Annotated in this window: 19 protein-coding genes; 9 read left to right on the plus strand and 10 right to left on the minus strand. The window is 53.7% G+C overall.

The features are described 5' to 3' along the window. Positions 1–7: 7 nt before the first annotated feature. From hisA to ade, 7 genes are all read right to left on the minus strand, one after another. Entirely contained in the window at positions 8–736 is a 729-nt protein-coding gene (gene hisA, locus TH5_RS04405; RefSeq protein WP_114120848.1) for a 1-(5-phosphoribosyl)-5-[(5-phosphoribosylamino)methylideneamino]imidazole-4-carboxamide isomerase, read from the minus strand. Beyond that, positions 733–1,287 (minus strand): GNAT family N-acetyltransferase, encoded by a 555-nt coding sequence (locus tag TH5_RS04410; RefSeq protein ID WP_114120916.1) that lies wholly within the window; start codon positions 1,285–1,287, stop codon positions 733–735. Before TH5_RS04410 ends, hisA begins: the two co-directional genes overlap by 4 nt. Next, a complete protein-coding gene (gene hisH, locus TH5_RS04415; protein WP_114120849.1) occupies positions 1,284–1,934 on the minus strand; it encodes an imidazole glycerol phosphate synthase subunit HisH in 651 nt (216 codons plus the stop codon). The genes TH5_RS04410 and hisH overlap by 4 nt, the downstream gene beginning before the upstream one ends. Beyond that, positions 1,931–2,371, minus strand: coding sequence for a DUF2628 domain-containing protein (locus TH5_RS04420; RefSeq protein WP_114120850.1), 441 nt, complete (start codon positions 2,369–2,371; stop codon positions 1,931–1,933). The genes hisH and TH5_RS04420 overlap by 4 nt, the downstream gene beginning before the upstream one ends. A 70-nt stretch (positions 2,372–2,441) precedes the next feature. After that, positions 2,442–3,041 carry an imidazoleglycerol-phosphate dehydratase HisB gene (hisB, locus tag TH5_RS04425; RefSeq protein ID WP_114120851.1) on the minus strand — a complete coding sequence of 200 codons (600 nt, stop codon included), beginning with the start codon at positions 3,039–3,041 and terminating at the stop codon, positions 2,442–2,444. A gap of 151 nt (positions 3,042–3,192) precedes the next feature. After that, positions 3,193–5,196, minus strand: a complete 2,004-nt coding sequence (locus TH5_RS04430; RefSeq protein ID WP_167443465.1) for an adenylate/guanylate cyclase domain-containing protein — start codon at positions 5,194–5,196, stop codon at positions 3,193–3,195. 251 nt (positions 5,197–5,447) lie between these two features. Further along, on the minus strand, positions 5,448–7,178 hold the full coding sequence (ade, locus tag TH5_RS04435; RefSeq protein ID WP_114120853.1) for an adenine deaminase: 1,731 nt from the start codon (positions 7,176–7,178) through the stop codon (positions 5,448–5,450). Positions 7,179–7,385: 207 nt separating this feature from the next. Between ade and hslV the strand changes: the two genes are divergently transcribed. Both hslV and hslU read left to right on the plus strand, forming a co-directional pair. Further along, complete coding sequence (hslV, locus tag TH5_RS04440) at positions 7,386–7,946, plus strand: ATP-dependent protease subunit HslV (protein ID WP_114120854.1); 561 nt, start codon at positions 7,386–7,388, stop codon at positions 7,944–7,946. A 58-nt stretch (positions 7,947–8,004) separates the two neighbouring features. Further along, positions 8,005–9,315, plus strand: a complete 1,311-nt coding sequence (gene hslU / locus TH5_RS04445) for an ATP-dependent protease ATPase subunit HslU (RefSeq protein WP_062949959.1) — start codon at positions 8,005–8,007, stop codon at positions 9,313–9,315. Positions 9,316–9,398: 83 nt separating this feature from the next. On the opposite strand, the gene TH5_RS04450 is transcribed toward hslU, so the two are convergent. Continuing rightward, positions 9,399–10,808, minus strand: coding sequence for an ATP-binding protein (locus TH5_RS04450; RefSeq protein WP_114120855.1), 1,410 nt, complete (start codon positions 10,806–10,808; stop codon positions 9,399–9,401). A 246-nt stretch (positions 10,809–11,054) separates the two neighbouring features. Then, the gene (locus TH5_RS04455) at positions 11,055–11,636 is read right to left on the minus strand and encodes a malonic semialdehyde reductase (RefSeq protein WP_114120856.1); all 582 of its coding nucleotides are present in this window, start codon (positions 11,634–11,636) and stop codon (positions 11,055–11,057) included. Positions 11,637–11,849: 213 nt separating this feature from the next. Here TH5_RS04455 and TH5_RS04465 point away from each other — a divergent pair, with 213 nt between their 5' ends. The 7 genes from TH5_RS04465 to TH5_RS04495 all read left to right on the plus strand — a co-directional run bounded on the left by TH5_RS04465 (position 11,850) and on the right by TH5_RS04495 (position 17,980). Beyond that, a complete protein-coding gene (locus tag TH5_RS04465; RefSeq protein WP_114120917.1) occupies positions 11,850–12,968 on the plus strand; it encodes a polysaccharide deacetylase family protein in 1,119 nt (372 codons plus the stop codon). 145 nt (positions 12,969–13,113) lie between these two features. After that, on the plus strand, positions 13,114–14,331 hold the full coding sequence (coaBC, locus tag TH5_RS04470; RefSeq protein WP_114120858.1) for a bifunctional phosphopantothenoylcysteine decarboxylase/phosphopantothenate--cysteine ligase CoaBC: 1,218 nt from the start codon (positions 13,114–13,116) through the stop codon (positions 14,329–14,331). Positions 14,332–14,400: 69 nt separating this feature from the next. Further along, positions 14,401–14,874 carry a dUTP diphosphatase gene (gene dut / locus TH5_RS04475; protein ID WP_114120859.1) on the plus strand — a complete coding sequence of 158 codons (474 nt, stop codon included), beginning with the start codon at positions 14,401–14,403 and terminating at the stop codon, positions 14,872–14,874. 140 nt (positions 14,875–15,014) lie between these two features. Next, on the plus strand, positions 15,015–15,470 hold the full coding sequence (locus TH5_RS04480; protein WP_114120918.1) for an RrF2 family transcriptional regulator: 456 nt from the start codon (positions 15,015–15,017) through the stop codon (positions 15,468–15,470). A 203-nt stretch (positions 15,471–15,673) separates the two neighbouring features. Continuing rightward, entirely contained in the window at positions 15,674–16,624 is a 951-nt protein-coding gene (gene cysK / locus TH5_RS04485) for a cysteine synthase A (RefSeq protein ID WP_114120860.1), read from the plus strand. Between the two features lie 119 nt (positions 16,625–16,743). After that, a complete protein-coding gene (locus TH5_RS04490; protein WP_114120861.1) occupies positions 16,744–17,547 on the plus strand; it encodes a HesA/MoeB/ThiF family protein in 804 nt (267 codons plus the stop codon). Next, entirely contained in the window at positions 17,537–17,980 is a 444-nt protein-coding gene (locus TH5_RS04495; protein ID WP_114120862.1) for a DsrE/DsrF/DrsH-like family protein, read from the plus strand. Before TH5_RS04490 ends, TH5_RS04495 begins: the two co-directional genes overlap by 11 nt. A 13-nt stretch (positions 17,981–17,993) precedes the next feature. On the opposite strand, the gene TH5_RS04500 is transcribed toward TH5_RS04495, so the two are convergent. After that, entirely contained in the window at positions 17,994–18,668 is a 675-nt protein-coding gene (locus TH5_RS04500; RefSeq protein ID WP_114120863.1) for a LysE family translocator, read from the minus strand. Between the last annotated feature and the right edge of the window lie 50 nt (positions 18,669–18,718).

An 18,718-nucleotide genomic window follows, 5' to 3' on the forward strand; every position in this document is an offset into this window, starting at 1 on the left:
GGTCCGTTCAGGACAATGCCTTGATAGCGTCGGCCAGGTCGATACGGCCGTCATAAAGTGCGCGTCCGGAAATCGCGCCGTCGATCCCGGCATTGGTATGTTTGGCAACTGCAATCAGATCATCCAGCGATGAAACACCGCCCGATACGATTACCGGTGTCGAAATCGCGCTGGCAAGGGCTACCGTGCTTTCGATATTCGGGCCACCCATTGCACCATCGCGGTCAATATCGGTAAAGATGATCGCGGTAACACCACAATCCTCAAATTTCTGGGCGAGCTCAAGCGCGGTGACTTCGGATGTTTCGGCCCAGCCTTCAACCGCGACATAGCCATCGCGTGCGTCAATGCCAACCGCAATCCGGCCAGGCCATTTTGCGCAGGCTTGCTTGACAAAATCGGGATTACGCAGGGCGACAGTCCCAAGGATTACACGGGTGATGCCCTTGTTAAGCCAGTAATCAACCGTTTCCATTGTGCGGATACCGCCGCCAAGCTGGGTTTTGGCCTTGCCTGCGACTGCGGCAAGAATGCTGTCCACGGCCGCGCCATTGACCGGTTCACCGGCAAAGGCGCCGTTCAGGTCGACGATATGGACCCAATGGCAACCCGCAGCGACAAATTCACCGGCCTGAGCGCCGGGATCGTTGTTGAATACGGTGGCCTTGTCCATATCACCGCGCAGCAGGCGAACGCAGGCGCCATCTTTAAGGTCGATTGCCGGATAGAGATTCACTGGTCAGTGTCCTGTATTTTCTTGGTGTAGTAGTAACCTTCGACCATTTTGCCGTCGACCATCGCGTAATAGGGGTTGATGCCCCAACGGACATAACCCAGCCCGTTATAAAGTGCGATAGCAGCAGTCTGGGTTTCACGAAGGTCTAGTTTCAAAACAGAATAGCCCCGTTCGCGCGCATAATATTCGATGCTGCGCACGATGGCCTTGCCATTGCCGCGTCCACGTGCCCACGGGGCTACGAAATGGCCGGTGATCTGGGCCGAATGCCGCTGTGCCTCAAGGTTGGAAGGCGTTTCAAGCAGCTGGGCCGCGCCAGAAATCACGCCGTCAACGCGCGAGACAAACAAATGACGCCCCGGCATCAGTAAAACACCGCGCCAGTATTTTTCCATATCCGGACGGTCCGGGGGCGTTAACCAGCCAAAACCGCCGCCTTCGATGATTGCCTGAGTACAGGCATCAACGATGTCGGAAAGGTCGCCGGCGCTCAGTTCCGTAACGCGTTCGGCGGTCACACCGGGTTCGATCGTATTGCTGGGTGCGGTCATGGTTTCCATCCCAGGAAGTTACCAATGATGGTAAGTCCTGTTTTCTGGCTTTTTTCCGGATGGAACTGGGTACCGATCAGGTTGTCGCGCCCGATCATTGCGGTCAGCGCCCCGCCATATTCGACCGATGCCAGACGCTCGTCCGGGTTTTGCACATGCATGTGATAGCTGTGTACAAAATAGGCGTGATCGCCATCCGAAACACCCGACAACACGGCATGTTTCCTACCCGACGGATCAAGCACCAGCTCGTTCCAACCCATATGCGGGATTTTAAGCGACGGGTCGGCGGGTTCAATCGCAATCACCTCGCCCTTGATCCAGTCAAGACCCTGAGTATCGGCAAATTCACGCCCGACGGATGACATCAACTGCATGCCGACACAAATGCCAAAGAATGGCTTTCCGCCCTTGATGACCTGTTCGTTCAGAACTTCGACCATACCGGTAACGGCATCAAGTCCGGCACGGCAATCAGCATAGGCGCCAACACCGGGCAGGACGAGATGGCTGGCATTGCGGACCTTTTCCGGATCATCGGTGACAATGATATCGGTGGAAATGTCGGTTTCGCGTGCCGCGCGTTCAAACGCTTTGGCAGCAGATCTCAGGTTGCCTGAACCGTAATCGATAATCGCAACACTCATGGGTAGGGGGTGCTCCCGGATAAGGGGGTGGGCGCAGCATTTTGCAGGGTATCGTGTACAGCGCGTCCGCCACGCAGGCGATCAAAGAAACGATGTTCGGCTGCATTTTCGTTGGGGCCTGCGACAATCTCGACGAGTTTCCAGCCACCGGCCGAAAGCTTTTTGCGTCGCAAGTCATTGGCAATCAGGCCAAAACCGATACCGGTCGCAAGGGCTAGGGCAAAATCCATTTCCGGACCCCCATCGAACACATAGGTCAGCAGATTGCAAATCAGCGATACGCCGATCAGGCCGAAAAAAGCGGCCCACAAACGGTGATACAGCGCCCAGATACCGCTAAAAACGAAGGCCCAGAAATTGAAACCTTCGCGGATCAGGATCGCATTTTCCATCGGATCGGCATCGCCGGGATGGGTATGAACTGTGTAAACCTTCATCGAAAACCGGCTTCCTGTTCCGGGTGATACATCACCCGGTCATTCGGATCAGATCAGGGCATCTGGCGGGTTAAAGCGACCCGCCAAGAACGCCCTTGGTCGAGGGAATGGCATCGGACTTGCGCGGATCAATTTCGATCGCACTGCGCAGGGACCGCGCCAGCGCCTTAAAGGCACTTTCGACGATATGATGGTTGTTATCGCCATATAGGTTTTCGATATGCAGCGTCAGACCTGCGGTCTGGGCAAAGCCCTGGAACCATTCGCGGAACAGTTCGGTGTCCATATCGCCAAGTTTGTCGCGGGTAAATTCGACATTCCAGATCAGATAGGGGCGGTTTGAACAATCCAGTGCGACACGGGTCAGTGCCTCGTCCATCGGAAGCAGGCAGCTGCCGTAACGATTGATGCCCTTTTTGTCGCCCAGTGCCTGCGAGAAGGCCTGACCAATGGCGATACCGGTATCCTCGGTGGTGTGATGGAAATCGATATGCAGGTCGCCCTTGGCCCGGACTTTAAGGTCCATCAGGCTATGGCGTGAAAGCTGTTCGAGCATGTGATCAAGGAAGCCAACCCCGGTCTCGACATCATAGATGCCTGTCCCGTCAAGATTAAGCTCGACCATGATCTGTGTTTCGTTGGTATTGCGCTCTACGCGGGCCTTGCGCATGCAAAGCTCCTTTCCTGCAGGTATCGATGCATTTCCATTGGGTGGTTATTTAGCAATAATGCCGCCGAAAAGCCAGTTTAACCGGCTACGCAATGGCCGCAAATATATCCGTATCTTGCATTTGGCTGGATCGGGCCACTTAGCTGAAGGTTTATTTGGTTTCGATATGGGAAACGCCATCCCAATCACTCGGCGGTGGCGACTTTATGAAATGCCGGCAACGTTTCATATAGATCGAAACAAGTTTGTCCGCGCTTGCCTGTGTTTTCAGGGCATTAAAGGCTTCCAGAGACTCTTGCCAGTTGCGGTTTCGATAAAGCGTCATGCATGCGTTCCACCTGGAAACCTCGTCATATTGCTCTTTGGTGGCAGAGAGGTCACTATTTGCTTCGTCTTTTTCGCCCAACAGCTCAAAAATATCGACTGGAAGGGTTGTGCCAACCGGGGAAACGCGATCCACAAAACGAAACAGGAAATTTTCTCCTGCTTTTCGGGTCATGGTGCCGCTGACGAGAATGCGGGTGCCATAAACTTTGTTCAGCCCCTCGATCCGGGAGGCAAGATTAACCGCCGCACCCAATGCAGTATATTGAATGCGGCTTTCTGACCCGACATTGCCAACAACCACCTGATCGCAATGCAGGCCGAACCGGGTGCGCAGGGGAAATAGTTCCGATCGGCTGGAAACCGAGTTCAACTTCCGTCCGGCATGCCTGCATGCCAGGGCTGCTCGGCAGGCATGAATGGTGTGATCCGGGTCCGTTGTAGGAGCATTCCAGAACGCCATGATCGCATCACCGATATATTTGTCGATCGTGCCGTTGCCATTGGCGGTGATTTCCTTCTCCATGGCCGCGAAATAGTTTGAAAGTTCAAGCATCAATATCGTTGGCGCATAGCTTTCGGTCTTGCCGGTAAAGCCCTCGATATCGGTAAACATGATTGACAGTTCGCGCGACGTACCTCCGATCTCGACCGGGTGGCCAGAGGCAACAATCGATTTCACCAGATCAACAGGCACGTAAGAGCCAAAGCTTTTCAGGCTGACTTTCATATTTGAGACTGCATTGGCCAGTGCGCTGACTTCGTAAATATGGGACGACATCTGAAAGTCGCCTTCAAGATCGAAATGGCCGACTTTTTCGGCCTCCAAAGCTACGGCATTAAGCTGGCGGCTCAGCATGCGCGACATGATAACGATCAGAATAACGGTAACGACGATGATGATTGCTGCAATCTGCAAAACGTTTTGGGTGGTTTCCTTAATGACACCGACAAATTCATCTTCGGGTACGATGAAGCCAAGTGTCGGGGAAATACCAAACAATTCGGGAATGGGGGCTGCGGATGCCAGATATCTACGCCCATCTTTGGTCCCGGTGAAATCAAAGAAAGTCTCCCGACTTTTTACCCACTGCGTAATCGCCCTTTCGACAATGGGATCATCAATTTTACGATCGCCTGCTTCGGTAAATTTTAGATCGGTGGCATCGTCACGTGTTCCGCTATAGGCAATGACACCATCTTCCCTATCAAGCAGAAAGACACGGCCTTCATTGCCTATCCGGATGTCGTTCAGGATGTTTGTAATCTTGTCCATTGTCAGGTCCGCGCCGACAACACCCAACAGTTTTCCGTCGGCATCGGAAACCCGTTTGGCAAAGGTAACCCCCGGTTTTCCGGTGCTATTAAAAATGTAGAAATTGCTTACGAAAATCTCGTCTTGCTTACGCGCACCTTCGTACCAAGGGCGGGTTCTGGGATCATATTCAACGTTGATCAGTTCGCGCCCTGTAACCGTTCCCCAAGATGACTGATACAGGAACGTTTCAATCATATCGTTGGTCGGGCCGTCGATTGTGCGATAGATAATTTTGGTATTTGCGGGTAACGGGCTCTGGTTGGGACCAAATTCCGCAACGCCGCCAGGGACTTGTACGACCTGATAAAATTGCCCCTGATCCTCAAGGCCAAAGAACAAACCGTAAATATAGGAATAGGGTTTGATCTGGCTTGCCATGACAGCCCCGCTACGCGGTTCGGTTATGGCTTCCGGGAAGGCTTTGATAAAATCAACGGTTGTTTCAACCACTTGCCCGACCGGGATGATCACATTTATCAGGTTTTCAACCGTATTCTCCCGCGCGGCAGTCATCTCGGATCGCGCTGTTTCCAATGCAAGCCGGTGATTACTTTGGTAAAGAATGGCAACAGTGATCCCAATCATGAATACGGCGATTGCTGTGAACGCGGTGGTCACACCTATTTGCAGCCTGATCTTCACCTGTTTACCCCATCGTCAATTCCCAGAATCAGATATTTCTTTTCCGGGTTGAAGATTGGTATGTGGGATTGCGCACTAGGATAAAAACCCATCCATTAGAACAGGCTAAAGGTGCCGAAAGGTCAGACAAAGTCGAACTTGTCGACGTCAAACAGGCCTTTGTCGGTCATTTTCAGATGCGGGATTACCGGCAAGGCCAGGAAGGCGACCTGAAGGAACGGCTCGGGCAGGACACAGCCAAGATCCTTGGCAGCCGCGCGCAACGTGATCAGGTCCTTTTCGACGACCTCGAACGGTTCCGTGCTCATTAGTCCGGCGACCGGTAACGCCAATTCGGCCGTGATCCTGCCGCCATCTGCAACGGCAAAGCCACCACCCATTTCGATCAGGCGATTGACGGCGGCCGCCATATCCGCGTCATTGGTACCGACCACGGTAATATTGTGGCTGTCATGCCCGACCGAGGATGCAATTGCCCCGCGCTTCAGACCAAAACCACGGACGAAACTGCGTCCTATATTGCCATTCTTGCCGTGGCGTTCGATGACGGCCACCTTGATCACATCGTTTTCAAGATCGGGTTTCAGACCGTTTTCACCAATTTCAAGTGTGGCTTCATCCCGAAAAGTCAGAATCAGGCCGGGTTTGATCCTGATCACCGGGGTCTGATTCTGGCCCGGTTTGGGCGCGGCCATGAATGCCTCGGCGTTGACCGGTTTGGCCTTCATCGATGTCAAACCAATCGGTGCAACGGTTTTGCGGGCGTCAAACAGACCGTTGGTGACCAAACGACCACCTGCAATCACGTCGCTGACCGCACAGGTTTCCAGATCATCAAGGATCGCGATATCTGCCCGCCAACCGGGCCCGATCAGTCCGCGATCACGCAGGCCGAAAATGCGGGCCGCCGAATGCGATGCCGCGCGATAGACATGATGGATTGGGCAATTACGTGCTTTTAAATGACCGATTAATCTTCCAATAAGGCTATCAAGATGACCTTCTTCGCCGATATCAAGCGGATTGCGGTCGTCCGTGCACAGTGCAACGAAGCTTGAAGTGTTTTCATCAAGGATTTCGGCCAGTGCCTCAAGATCCTTGGAAACCGATCCTTCGCGGATCAGGATCGCCATGCCCTTGGCAAGCTTTTCGTGCGCTTCGGCGGCGGATGTTGCCTCGTGATCGGTGCGAATTCCTGCCGCCATATAACCGTTTAGTGCCGTGCCCTGTACCAATGGCGCATGTCCATCGATATGCCCATCCTGAAAGGCTTCAAGTTTTGCCATGATGCCGGGATCAAGGTTCAGCACACCGGGATAATTCATCATTTCTGCCAGACCAACGACCTTGGGATGGCTTCGGAATGACAGAAGATCATTAATTTCAAGCTGCGCCCCCGATGTTTCAAAGCCGGTGGCAGGAACACAAGAAGACAGATTGACGCGGATATCCATCACGGACCGTTCGGCGCAATCTAGAAAGTATCTGATCCCGTCTGCGCCCAGAACATTGGCAATTTCATGGGGATCACACAGGACGGTGGTCACACCGTGCGGTAAGACGCAGCGATCAAATTCAAGCGGGGTGACGAGCGAGCTTTCTATATGCAGGTGTGTGTCAATAAAGCCCGGAACGGCGAATTTGCCAGTACAGTCAATTTCGCGATCGCCTTCGTATTTGGCGTGGGTTCCGACAATCCGGTCGCCGACAATGGCAATGTCGGTTTCAGTTACTTTGCCGGTAATGACGTCAAGCAATCCGACATCGCGCAGGACCAGATCGGCCTTCATCCTGCCCTGACCGGCCAGAATGCATTTGCCAAGATGGGTTTGGGCAAGGTCGGGATTTCTCATGACTATCGTCCTTCGTTCTTTGAAATTCTTTTATCGACCAAGGGTAAAGCATGAGGCGGCGATACGTCCTGAATTTTTTGCATTCCACCACATTGAAACAGTGTTTGTGATCCGGCGATGGTGGTTCGCGGGGCTAGGCCCTTGACCGGGCGGTTGTGCGTGCTAACTCTTGATCGAACGCATTGGATGAAAATCTAGGGATTATTTATGAGCGAAAAATCGCAGCCGAGCTGGCATGGCACGACGATCCTGTCAGTGCGCAAGGGCAATGAAGTGGTGGTTGCCGGTGATGGTCAGGTTTCTTTGGGCCAGACCGTGATCAAGGGCAACGCCCGCAAAGTGCGCCGCATCGGCCAGAAAGGCGAGATCATCGTCGGATTTGCCGGGGCAACGGCGGATGCCTTTACCCTGCTGGAACGTCTTGAAGCCAAACTGGATCGTCATCCGGGACAGACCATGCGCGCCTGTGTTGAACTGGCCAAGGACTGGCGCACGGATCGTTATCTGCGCAAGCTTGAAGCAATGATGGCGGTGGCCGACAGGGATGTTTCGCTTGTCCTGACCGGGATGGGCGATGTGCTTGAGCCCGAAGACGGCATTATCGCCATTGGATCGGGCGGGAACTATGCGCTTGCTGCCGCGCGGGCCCTGATTGATCTGGACCTTAGTGCAGAGGAAATTACCCGCAAAGCCATGGCGATTGCCGGTGATATCTGTGTTTATACAAATGACAGCGTTACGCTGGAAAAGATCGAGGACGCGAAATAAGGGTGCCGTTTCGGGCCTGACATCGCATTTCCGTCGCAAGAACTAACGGATAAATTAAATGACCCAACATTTCAGCCCGCGCGAGATCGTATCCGAGCTTGATCGCCATATTATCGGTCAGAAAGATGCCAAGCGCGCGGTCGCCATTGCCTTGCGCAACCGTTGGCGCCGCCAGCAGCTTGACGATAATATGCGCAATGAAGTGCTGCCCAAAAACATTCTGATGATCGGCCCGACCGGCGTCGGTAAAACCGAAATTGCCCGGCGTCTTGCCAAACTGGCAGAAGCCCCGTTTATCAAGATCGAAGCCACGAAATTCACCGAAGTTGGTTATGTCGGTCGAGATGTCGAACAGATCGTTCGCGACCTTCTGGAAGTGTCGCTCGACCTGACGCGTGAAAGCATGCGCAAGAAAGTCCGTGCCAAGGCGGAAATGCAGGCCGAGGAACGCATTCTTGACGGTTTGGTTGGTGAAAATGCATCGGCTGATACCCGCCAGAAATTCCGCAAAATGCTTCGTGAAGGCGAATTGCAGGACAAGGAAATTGAAATCCATGTTCAGGAAAGCAGTTCATCGTCGATGCCGACCATCGATATTCCCGGCATGCCCGGCGCACAGATGGGAATGCTGAACCTGTCGGATGTGTTCGGCAAGGCGTTCGGTGGGCAGACCAAGCCAAAACGCATGACCGTCGAGGAAGCCTTTGAGCGTCTGATTGACGAGGAAGGCGACAAGCTTCTGGATATGGACAAGGTTACCGCCGAGGCGATCGAGAATGTTGAGCAGAACGGCATTGTGTTCCTGGACGAGATCGACAAGATCACCGCACGATCCGAACGCGGCGGCGATGTATCGCGCGAAGGTGTTCAGCGTGATTTGCTGCCGCTGATCGAAGGTACAAGCGTTTCGACCAAGCATGGCACGGTCAAGACTGACCATATCCTGTTTATCTGTTCGGGCGCATTCCATCTGGCAAAGCCGTCGGACCTGCTGCCGGAATTGCAGGGCCGGTTGCCGATTCGGGTTGAGCTGAAAGCACTAACCGAGGAAGATTTCCGTCGTATTCTGATGGAACCGGAAGCGTCCCTGATCAAACAGTATGTCGCACTGTTGAAAACCGAGGATGTTACGCTGGAATTTACCGACGACGCAGTTGACGAACTTGCCCGCATTTCGGCCAGCGTCAATGAAACCGTGGAAAATATCGGCGCACGTCGCCTGCACACGGTGTTGGAAAAGCTTTTGGATGACATCAGCTTTACCGCAACTGACCGCGGTGGTGAGACGGTCAAGATTGATGCGAATTACGTCCGTGAACAGGTCGATGGGCTTGCCAAGGATGCGGACCTTTCGAAGTTTATTCTTTGATCCTTGGCGATCACGAAAAGCAAAGACCGGCATCAAAATGCCGGTCTTTTTATTTCATGCGAGATATTCAGGTCTGCCCTAAATCAGGCCCGATGCAAGGTCCGGATATTATCGCTGGCCTTGGCGGGCAGATAGACCGTGAAGACCGATCCGACACCCTGTTCGCTGTCGATAGTCATTGTGCCGCGGTGGCGCTGCACCAGATGTTTAACGATGGCAAGACCAAGACCGGTGCCGCCAACGGCCCGCGACCGCGCCGTATCCACTCGGTAAAACCGTTCGGTCAGGCGTGGCAGATGTTCGCGTGCGATCCCGTCTGAATGATCCCGAATGGCGACGGCTAGAACACGGTCATGCCGGTAACGGGCTAATGCACCGGGGGTGTTTTTGGCCAATGTGATCGAGACATCAATACTGGTTTTGGGGTGACCGTATTTGATGGCATTTTCGACCAGATTGACGAAAACCTGCGTCATTTCCTTTTCCTCGCCAACAATTTCCGTGTTGTCGAGTTCGCAGGAAACTTCGATTTCCATGCCTTTGGCTTCGGCTTTCATGGCCAGAGTCTGGGCTACTTTGTCGATGATCTTGCCGATATCGCAATCATCGGATGGCGGGGTATGTTCGTTCAGCTCGATCCGGGCGAGTGACAGCAAATCTTCGATCAGATGCTGCATGCGCTGTCCCTGATCACGCATGACCGGCAGGAACTGGTTCAGGGCATTGGGGTCGTCCTTTGCCGGGCCCTCAAGCGTTTCGATAAAGCCCAGCAACACTGAAAGCGGTGTGCGCAGTTCATGCCCGGCGTCGGTTGCGAAATCGGCACGCATTTGTTCAAGCTTGCGAAGTTCGGTCAGGTCCGAGAAGGACAGAACAAAGTTCCGGTCGCCGGTTGCGGCGGGCAAACGTGCGGTCAGCACATCGAAATGACGATGGGCATCACTTGCCAGCACAAATTCGGCATGTTTCATCTGTTCGCGTTCACCCGCGACATCATCAAAGGCGTCCAGCAGGATCGGATCGCGGATATAACGTGTCAGATCACGACCTGTTTCCAGATTGTGGAACAGGCCGCGTGCAGCTTGGTTAAAGCCGGTAACAACACGTTGCCGGTTCACCATCACCACCGGGTTTGGCAGGTGATCAAGGATCTCGGCATCCGTGCTGGTTTGCGCTTCGAGATGGGCGATACGTTCGCGAAATGCACCGGCGATCTGGGTGTAAAGAGACGACAGTTCGGACGCGGCACCGAAAGAAAGGTGCTGTGGTGGTGTGCCGCGGAACTTGTCACGCAAAGCCATGGCGTAGCGTGCAACACGGCGCAAATCGCCAAAATAGATGCGCAGGACCCCGGCAATACCAAGCCATGCCAGCGTCGCACACAGGATCGCCGTGCCCCAGCCAAGCAATTCCATCGCTGCCAGAATGATAAATATCGTGGCAGTCGGGAATGCAACCGCAAATGCGGTCATTAACAATTGGCGAAAGCCCAACGGATGCTCCTGATGTCGGGGACCTGTGCCGGTACGTGTTAACGCATGCAAAAAATTTGGACTAAAATGATTATGCGCCAGTAAAGATCAAATAAAAGTTAGATGACAGTTTTCAAGCATCGGAAAAGCTTGAAAAAATACGTCGTCCGAACCGTGATCATACATGCGTATAAGCCGGGTTTGCCAATAAATATGCAACTGCGTTAACGCGGTTGTCCCGCGTCGGTTTTGACCTCCAAGAGCAAATCAGAGAATTTCGGCTCCTTCGTCAAACGCAAGACGTGGGCTGCGGGCAAACAGTTTTGAAGCATCACCATAGCCGATATTGATCAGGAAATTGCTTTTGACCGGGGTGCCTGCAAAAAATTCGGCATCGACCTTGGCATTGTCAAAACCTGACATTGGGCCGCAATCAAGGCCTATGGCCCGCAATGCCATAATGAAATAACCCGCCTGAAGCGTACCATTGCGAAATGCGGTAGCGGCAATTGCATCATCCTTGCCGGCAAACCACGATCTCGCGTCTGTATGCGGGAAGAGTTGCGGCAGTTTTTCATAGAATTCCATGTCGTGGGCGATGATAGCGGTTACTGGTGCTGCCATGGTTTTTTCAAGATTTCCCTCGGAAAGTGCAGGTTTCAGCCGTTCCTTGGCTTCGGGTGATTTGACGAACTTAATCCGCATCGGCTCGCAGTTCGCACTGGTCGGACCCATGACGGTAAGGTCCCATGCCTTTGTAAGCAGTACCGTATCGACGTCACGATCCTGCCAGTCATTGTGGGTTCGGGCCTTGTTGAAAAGGATGTCGAGTGCGTCGGAACCAAGCATGCGAATCTCCGTTAATGCTGCGGTTGAAACAGGTATCCTAAAGTTAGGCTGCGGAGGACTATACACAAGCGCAGCGATGAAATTGTGGAAAAACAATTGGTTCGCTGGTAGGTTCACAAAAAACACAATTACCGGAAACCATAAAATCAAGGCTGTGGTTTTGGGGGCTGCAGTGACCAATGAGTGGGGTCGCAGATAAAGATGGATGTGGCAATGCAATCACAGACCAATGTGCAGCAAAATTCTGACGCTGTTGTGCGCGCCAATGGCGTGAATATGTTTCGTTGCATGGTATTTGGTGCGGCCTTTGCGATTGGCCTGACGGCTGGTGTTTCGCCAGGGATTGCGCAGGAAGCCAGCACAAGTGGTGCAACCACGACCGCAGAATCACCATCAGGAAATGCAAACTCGGCCGTTGTCTTCATGTATCACCGGTTTGCGGAAACCGATTACCCGTCGACCAATATTCGTGGCCCGCAATTTGAAGCACATATTCGCGAGCTGACAAACGGGAAATACACGGTGATGGGTATCCCCGAAATCATCGATGCCATGCAAAACGGCAAAGGATTGCCTGATTACGCTATTGGTATTACCGTCGATGATGCCTATCGGTCTGTGTATGATGTTGCTTGGCCAGCGTTCAAAAAGCACAACATGCCGATGACAGTCTTTGTTTCGAGTGAGCAGGTTGATGCCAGCTACGAGAACTACATGACTTGGGACATGTTGCGCGAGATGGTCAAAGAGGGGGTTACCATCGGCGGCCACAGCCAGCATCACTCGCATTTGCCGAGCTTGCCGATCGAGGAAGTGAAGGCGGAACTTGCGCATTCTGCCCTGCGCTTCAAGGAAGAGCTTGGGTTTGTCCCGGATATCTTTGCGTATCCTTATGGTGAAGCCAGTGATGATGTGATCGCGGCGGTCAAGGAAGCCGGTTACAAGGCGGCATTTGGCCAGCAAAGCGGTGCCATGAGCACAGAATCGGACATGATGTATCTGCCGCGCTTTGCGATGAACGAGAATTATGGCGAGATGGACCGTTTTACGCTGGCAGCCAATTCATTGCCGCTATCGGTCAGCGATGTAACCCCGCCAAATTATACGCTGGAACGTAACCCGCCAGCGTTCGGGTTCACGTTGAAGGAAAAGGCAGGTGATGTCGCTTGCTACCCGTCGGAAGGTGAACCGACCATGAACCGGCTGGGCGAAGAACGGGTTGAAATTCGGCTGGATGCTCCGGTTTCATCAGGACGATGGCGGATCAATTGCACCTCGATGGGGCCGAATGGCAGGTGGCGCTGGTTCGGAATGCTTTATACTGTTCCGTGATAAATTATTGAAAATAAATAGTAAAATAACGCCATGGGTTTTACGGACCTGCGGCGTTTTTTATGCTTATTTTGGGCGCTTGCACGTCATCGACGGAGAAGGTAGGTTAACCACACTTCTTCAACGTAAATAGTTGGTAACCACAGTGTTGTCAGGAAAAAATATCCTTCTGATCATCTCCGGCGGCATTGCTGCCTATAAGGTTCTTGAGGTGATCCGGCGGTTGCACGACCGGGAGATCAATATCCGCGCGATCCTGACCAAAGGCGGGGCAGAATTTGTTACACCGCTTTCGGTGGCCGCCCTGACCGAGAACAAGGTTTACCAGGATCTTTTTTCCCTGACCGATGAGGCCGAAATGGGCCATATCCGCCTGTCGCGTGAGGCTGACCTTGTGCTGGTCGCCCCGGCAAGTGCGGATATCCTTGCCAAAATGGCGACTGGACAGGCAGGCGATCTGGCGACGACGGCCCTGCTCGCGACCAACAAGCCGGTGATGGTTGTGCCGGCGATGAATGTCGAAATGTGGAATCACCCAGCGACACAGGCAAATATAGCCACTCTTGAAGGACGTGGTGTAATGCGGGTCGGTCCGGCGGCAGGTGATCTGGCATGTGGTGAAACCGGATCGGGTCGCTTGGCGGAACCGGCTGAAATTATCGCAGCGGTGGTTGATTTTCTGGAAGGTCAGCCAGCTGGAAAGCCGCTTGCTGGCAAAAAGGCGATTGTTACCAGCGGTCCGACGCACGAACCGATTGATCCGGTGCGATACATCGCCAACCGGTCTTCGGGTAAGCAGGGGCATGCAATAGCCGCGGCACTTGCTGCTGCAGGGGCCGATGTGACGTTGGTGAGTGGACCGGTCAACTTGCCTGATCCGACGGGGGTAAAGGTTGTGCGGATCGAAACGGCCCGGCAGATGCTGGATGCTGTGCAGGCCGCCCTGCCCGCCGATATTGCGGTATGTGCCGCTGCGGTTGCCGATTGGCGTGTGGCCGCAGAAGCCGGTCAGAAACTAAAAAAAGATGGGTCGGGTGTGATTCCGGACCTGAAGCTTTCGGAAAATCCGGATATTTTGGCAACTATCAGCCAAAATGGTTCAAAACGCCCGAATTTGGTTATTGGTTTCGCTGCCGAAACAGAAAATGTCGTCGAGCATGCCCGCGCCAAAAGGGCGCGGAAGGGGTGTGACTGGATTCTTGCCAATAACGTGGCACCGGGAAGCGGCACTTTTGGCGGTGATCACAATGAAATTTTCCTGATTTCAGCTGTGGATGCTGCCAGTGACGAGGTCTGGCCCCGGCAGGGCAAGGACGGTGTGGCACGCGCACTTGTGCAACGGATTTCCCGTCATTTTGCCTGATTTGAATAGCCTGATAACCCGCTGCATGTCCAAGGTGTGCAGCCTGTAATGTGAAAACAAGGATTGTTTATGACGCGTTTGACTGTCGATCTGAAACAGCTGCCCCATGGTGCGGATTTTCCGCTTCCCGATTATGCTACCGCACAGTCGGCAGCCGTCGATTTGCAGGCGGCGATTGACGACAAACTTGTGATTGCACCGGGCAAACGGGCGATGGTTGAAACCGGTATTGCGATTGCGCTACCTGCCGGGTTCGAAGCACAGGTTCGTCCGCGTTCGGGGTTGGCTGCGAAAAATGGCGTGACGGTTTTGAACAGCCCAGGAACGATCGACGCGGATTATCGTGGTGAAATCAAAGTAATTCTGATCAACCACGGTGACGAGGCATTCTCCATCGAACGTGGTATGCGCATCGCCCAGCTTGTGGTCGCACCGGTGACCCAGGTGGCGTGGAATGCGGTTGCCAATCTGGACGAAACGGCGCGTGGTGCAGGCGGCTTCGGGTCGACCGGTGTTGCGGCACCGGCGGGAAAAACTGCCTGATTGCCTGTAAATACAGCAGCAATATTGCCGGAAGGATTTGGGTCATATGGTGATCTTGCTGCTTGGTGAACTCTGATAATCGTAAGTTCCGATACTTCCGGGGGGATCGGCGGGACTGCAAGGGGAGTATGAAAGAGACGATGTTAAAACTGTCAAAGAAGATGCTGTTCGCCATCGAGGCGGTGGTGGACATCGCCTATAACGCTGCGGGTGAACCAGTGCAAAGCCGAGATATCACCGCACGTCAGGGCATTCCGAAACGTTATCTTGAACAGACCCTGCAACAGCTGGTGCGGGCCGACATTCTTGTCGGTGTGCGTGGTCCGCGCGGCGGATACCGTCTGGCGCGTGAGCGCCGTCGCATCACACTTGCCGATATCGTATCGGTGATCCGTTCGATGGAAACATCCGAGGACCCGATTGAGGACCCGGCAGGATCACCGTTGGGCAAGGAAGTCGTGCGTCCGCTTTGGCGTGAATTGCAGGACGAAATGATGGTGTCGCTGACCCGGATCACGGTTGAAGATTTGTGTAACCGTGCGCGAGACGCAGGTTTGCGCAGCGGGATCGAGGAATCCCCGGATTTCATTATTTAATCGTCGGAACAGGCTGCGGATTGTTGTATCGTTAAACCACAAGAATCCGCTGCGGTTTACATCTGATACACAGGCATCAGGAAACCGGCCAAACCGCGACTGGCGTAAAAACTGTTTAAACCCAATTGACTTGGGTGTTAAACGGGACAAATACAAATCCAGAATGTGGTTGGTTTTAAATTACAAGAAATTGCGAGGAAAACATGACTGAGTTTCGCGGCAAGATTTACGACAGCATCATCGACACCATCGGTGCAACGCCGCTGGTTCGTCTTTCACGCCTGGCAGCGGCCGAGGGTGTGAAGGCAGACCTGATTGGTAAGCTTGAATTCTTCAACCCGCTGGCCTCGGTTAAAGACCGTATCGGTCTCGCAATGATCGAGGATGCCGAAAAATCCGGCCGCATCAAGCCGGGTGCGACGCTGGTCGAACCGACTTCGGGTAATACCGGTATCGCGCTGGCTTTCGTGGCGGCGGCCAAGGGGTACAAACTGATCCTGACCATGCCCGAAAGCATGTCGCTGGAACGGCGCAAGATGCTGATGCTTCTGGGCGCGCAGATCGACCTGACCCCGGCTGCCAAAGGCATGAAGGGTGCGGTTGCCCGCGCCGAGGAACTCGTTGCCGAGATTGATGGCGCAATCATGCTTCAGCAGTTTGAAAACCCTTCAAACCCGGAAATCCATCGCAATACCACCGCGCAGGAAATCATCAAGGATACTGCTGGCAAGATCGATATCTTTGTTGCCGGTGTCGGTACCGGCGGGACGCTGACCGGTGTTGGTGAAGTCCTGAAAAAGCATAATCCGAATATCCAGATTGTCGCGGTCGAGCCGGAAGACAGCCCGGTTATTTCCGGTGGTGCACCCGGCCCGCATAAAATCCAGGGCATTGGTGCCGGTTTCATTCCGGGCAACCTTCATACCGATGTGATCGACAAGGTCATGACGATCGGAAACGAAACAGCCTTTGCCACTGCGCGCAAACTCGCAAGCATCGAAGGCCTGCCGACCGGCATTTCGTCCGGGGCGGCTGTTGCTGCCGGTATCGAGCTTGGACAGTTGCCGGAAAACGAAGGCAAGCGCATTGTGGTTATCATCCCGAGCTTTGCCGAACGTTACCTGTCGACACCGCTGTTCGAAGGTTTGCAGTAATTCAGTTTTGCTGACCGACACATTTAAAGAAGGCCCGGAATTTTCCGGGCCTTTCTTGTCTGTGGCATGCGCGCTATATGCAATGGCAGACCGTTTGGACCGAATGAAAGAAACCGCCTGTGAGTGATTTTGATTTCAGCGAAAATGAAGTGCAGCGTTATACCCGGCATATCGTCCTGAAGGATGTTGGCGGCACAGGCCAAATGAAGCTGAAGCGCGGGCGGGTTCTGATTGTGGGCGCAGGCGGACTTGGATCGCCCTTGGCGATGTATCTGGCGGCAGCCGGGGTTGGTACCATCGGGATCGTCGATGCCGATACGGTCGAACTTTCCAATCTGCAGCGTCAGATTGCGCATGGTATGAAAGACTTGGGCTCGCCCAAGGTCGAAAGTGCCAAATCGACCATGCTTGATATGAACCCGGAAATCAGTGTGCAGACGCATAATGTGCGGCTTGATGCGTCCAATGTTATGGACCTGATTGCGGATTATGATGTGATTGCCGATGGGTCGGACAATTTCGAAACACGATTCCTTCTAAACGATGCGTGCTATTTTGCGAGCAAAACGCTGGTATCGGGTGCGGCCCTCCGGTTTGACGGCCAGGTTGCGACATTCAAGGCGCATCAGGGCGATCCGCATCCCTGTTATCGCTGCATCTATCACAGTCCACCGCCCGAAGACGCCATTCCGTCCTGTGCCCAGGGCGGTGTCCTGGGCTCGGTCGTGGGAATGATTGGCGGGATTCAGGCAACCGAAATCCTCAAGGAATTGATGGGGATTGGCGATGGTCTGTCCGGCAGGCTAGTGATTGTCGATGCACTTGGTGCATCCTTCCGAAAGATCAAAGTCCCGCGTGATCCGGGCTGCCCGCTTTGTTCCGAAAATGCCAGCATCAAGGACCTGTCCATTCATGAGCATTGAAACTGCCAACCAGTCCGAAAGCCCGAAGAAACTGTCGCTGGTGGTGTTTTCCGGCAGCTTTGAAAAGGTTCATTACGCACTCGTAATCGCATCGGCGGCACTTGCATCCGGGCGCGAGGCAACCCTGTTTTTTACGATGGAAGCCAGTCGTGCGGTGTTGGCCCCTTCGGGCTGGCGTCACTTGCGGACCGAGGCAGAAGGAGCAACGGCTACCTCGATCGATCTCAGTTATTCCACACGTGGCATCGGCACGTTCGAGGAATTGCTGTCAGCTTGCACTGCCCTTGATGCCAAGTTCATGGTTTGCGAAATGGGCCTTCGTGCACTTGGTCTTGAAAAGGAAGCCAAGCGCGAGGACCTTAAAATCGAGACCGGCGGGGTTGTGACATTCCTCAATGACGCCCGCCAGCAGGGTGAGATGCTGTTTATCTGAACGCGTGAACCGTTTAGCTGGTGCTTGTCAGAAGTTTGATGCCAAGCCCTGCCAGGCAAAGACCAACTGCGCGTTCGATCCAGATTTTGATGGCTGCGATCTGCGCCTGTACTGCCGGTAGGGTCAGGGCGACCGCCACCAGCGCAAACCAGATCATATGACATGCTGCTATATAAACGCCGTATCCGATTTCCATCAAAGCTGGCGTATTGGGTGAAATCACCTGACTGAACAGCGAGACGATAAAAAGCATGGTTTTGGGATTAAGGGCATTACAGGCAAAACCGATCCAGAACGCGGATCCGTTCCGTTTTTGATCCGATTCCGGCGTGTTGGTGTTTTTGTTTGTCATCCGGATCTGAAGTGCCGTGGGCCTTTTCGAAAACAAAGCCCGTATATCAGGCCAAAGTGCTGACATCCCCAACGATATCAGATAGGCGGCACCCAGATAGCGCAAGCTGGTCAGAACCCAGACATTACTGGCAAATACAACGCCAAGTCCGATCAGCGTATAGGCGAGATGTACCGAAACACCGCTGCCGATCCCGATAGCACACAGCACACCAGCGCGACGACCACGTGTAAGTGCAATACGTGTCACCATGGCAAAATCTGGCCCGGGGCTGATAACGGCAAGAATGGTGATGATGGCGACGGCAATGACTTCGATCTGAGCAATGGCTGGCATGTTCGTGGTCCTTGATCTGTGAGATTATTCAGTATCAAATTGAAAAGATC

The sequence above is a fragment of the Thalassospira xianhensis MCCC 1A02616 genome, from assembly GCF_003326475.1.
Lineage (GTDB): Bacteria > Pseudomonadota > Alphaproteobacteria > Rhodospirillales > Thalassospiraceae > Thalassospira > Thalassospira xianhensis.

Excerpts from the sequence above, each read along its gene's own strand:
- TH5_RS04410 (WP_114120916.1), bottom strand. The coding sequence starts at position 1,287 with ATGACCGCACCCAGCAATACGATCGAACCCGGTGTGACCGCCGAACGC.
- hslU (WP_062949959.1), top strand. The coding sequence starts at position 8,005 with ATGACCCAACATTTCAGCCCGCGCGAGATCGTATCCGAGCTTGATCGC.
- hisH (WP_114120849.1), bottom strand. The coding sequence starts at position 1,934 with ATGAGTGTTGCGATTATCGATTACGGTTCAGGCAACCTGAGATCTGCT.
- hisB (WP_114120851.1), bottom strand. The coding sequence starts at position 3,041 with ATGCGCAAGGCCCGCGTAGAGCGCAATACCAACGAAACACAGATCATG.
- TH5_RS04430 (WP_167443465.1), bottom strand. The coding sequence starts at position 5,196 with ATGACTGCCGCGCGGGAGAATACGGTTGAAAACCTGATAAATGTGATC.
- TH5_RS04495 (WP_114120862.1), top strand. The coding sequence starts at position 17,537 with ATGAGCATTGAAACTGCCAACCAGTCCGAAAGCCCGAAGAAACTGTCG.
- TH5_RS04420 (WP_114120850.1), bottom strand. The coding sequence starts at position 2,371 with ATGAAGGTTTACACAGTTCATACCCATCCCGGCGATGCCGATCCGATG.
- cysK (WP_114120860.1), top strand. The coding sequence starts at position 15,674 with ATGACTGAGTTTCGCGGCAAGATTTACGACAGCATCATCGACACCATC.
- dut (WP_114120859.1), top strand. The coding sequence starts at position 14,401 with ATGACGCGTTTGACTGTCGATCTGAAACAGCTGCCCCATGGTGCGGAT.
- ade (WP_114120853.1), bottom strand. The coding sequence starts at position 7,178 with ATGAGAAATCCCGACCTTGCCCAAACCCATCTTGGCAAATGCATTCTG.
- TH5_RS04500 (WP_114120863.1), bottom strand. The coding sequence starts at position 18,668 with ATGCCAGCCATTGCTCAGATCGAAGTCATTGCCGTCGCCATCATCACC.
- TH5_RS04455 (WP_114120856.1), bottom strand. The coding sequence starts at position 11,636 with ATGCTTGGTTCCGACGCACTCGACATCCTTTTCAACAAGGCCCGAACC.
- TH5_RS04480 (WP_114120918.1), top strand. The coding sequence starts at position 15,015 with ATGTTAAAACTGTCAAAGAAGATGCTGTTCGCCATCGAGGCGGTGGTG.
- TH5_RS04465 (WP_114120917.1), top strand. The coding sequence starts at position 11,850 with ATGCAATCACAGACCAATGTGCAGCAAAATTCTGACGCTGTTGTGCGC.
- hslV (WP_114120854.1), top strand. The coding sequence starts at position 7,386 with ATGAGCGAAAAATCGCAGCCGAGCTGGCATGGCACGACGATCCTGTCA.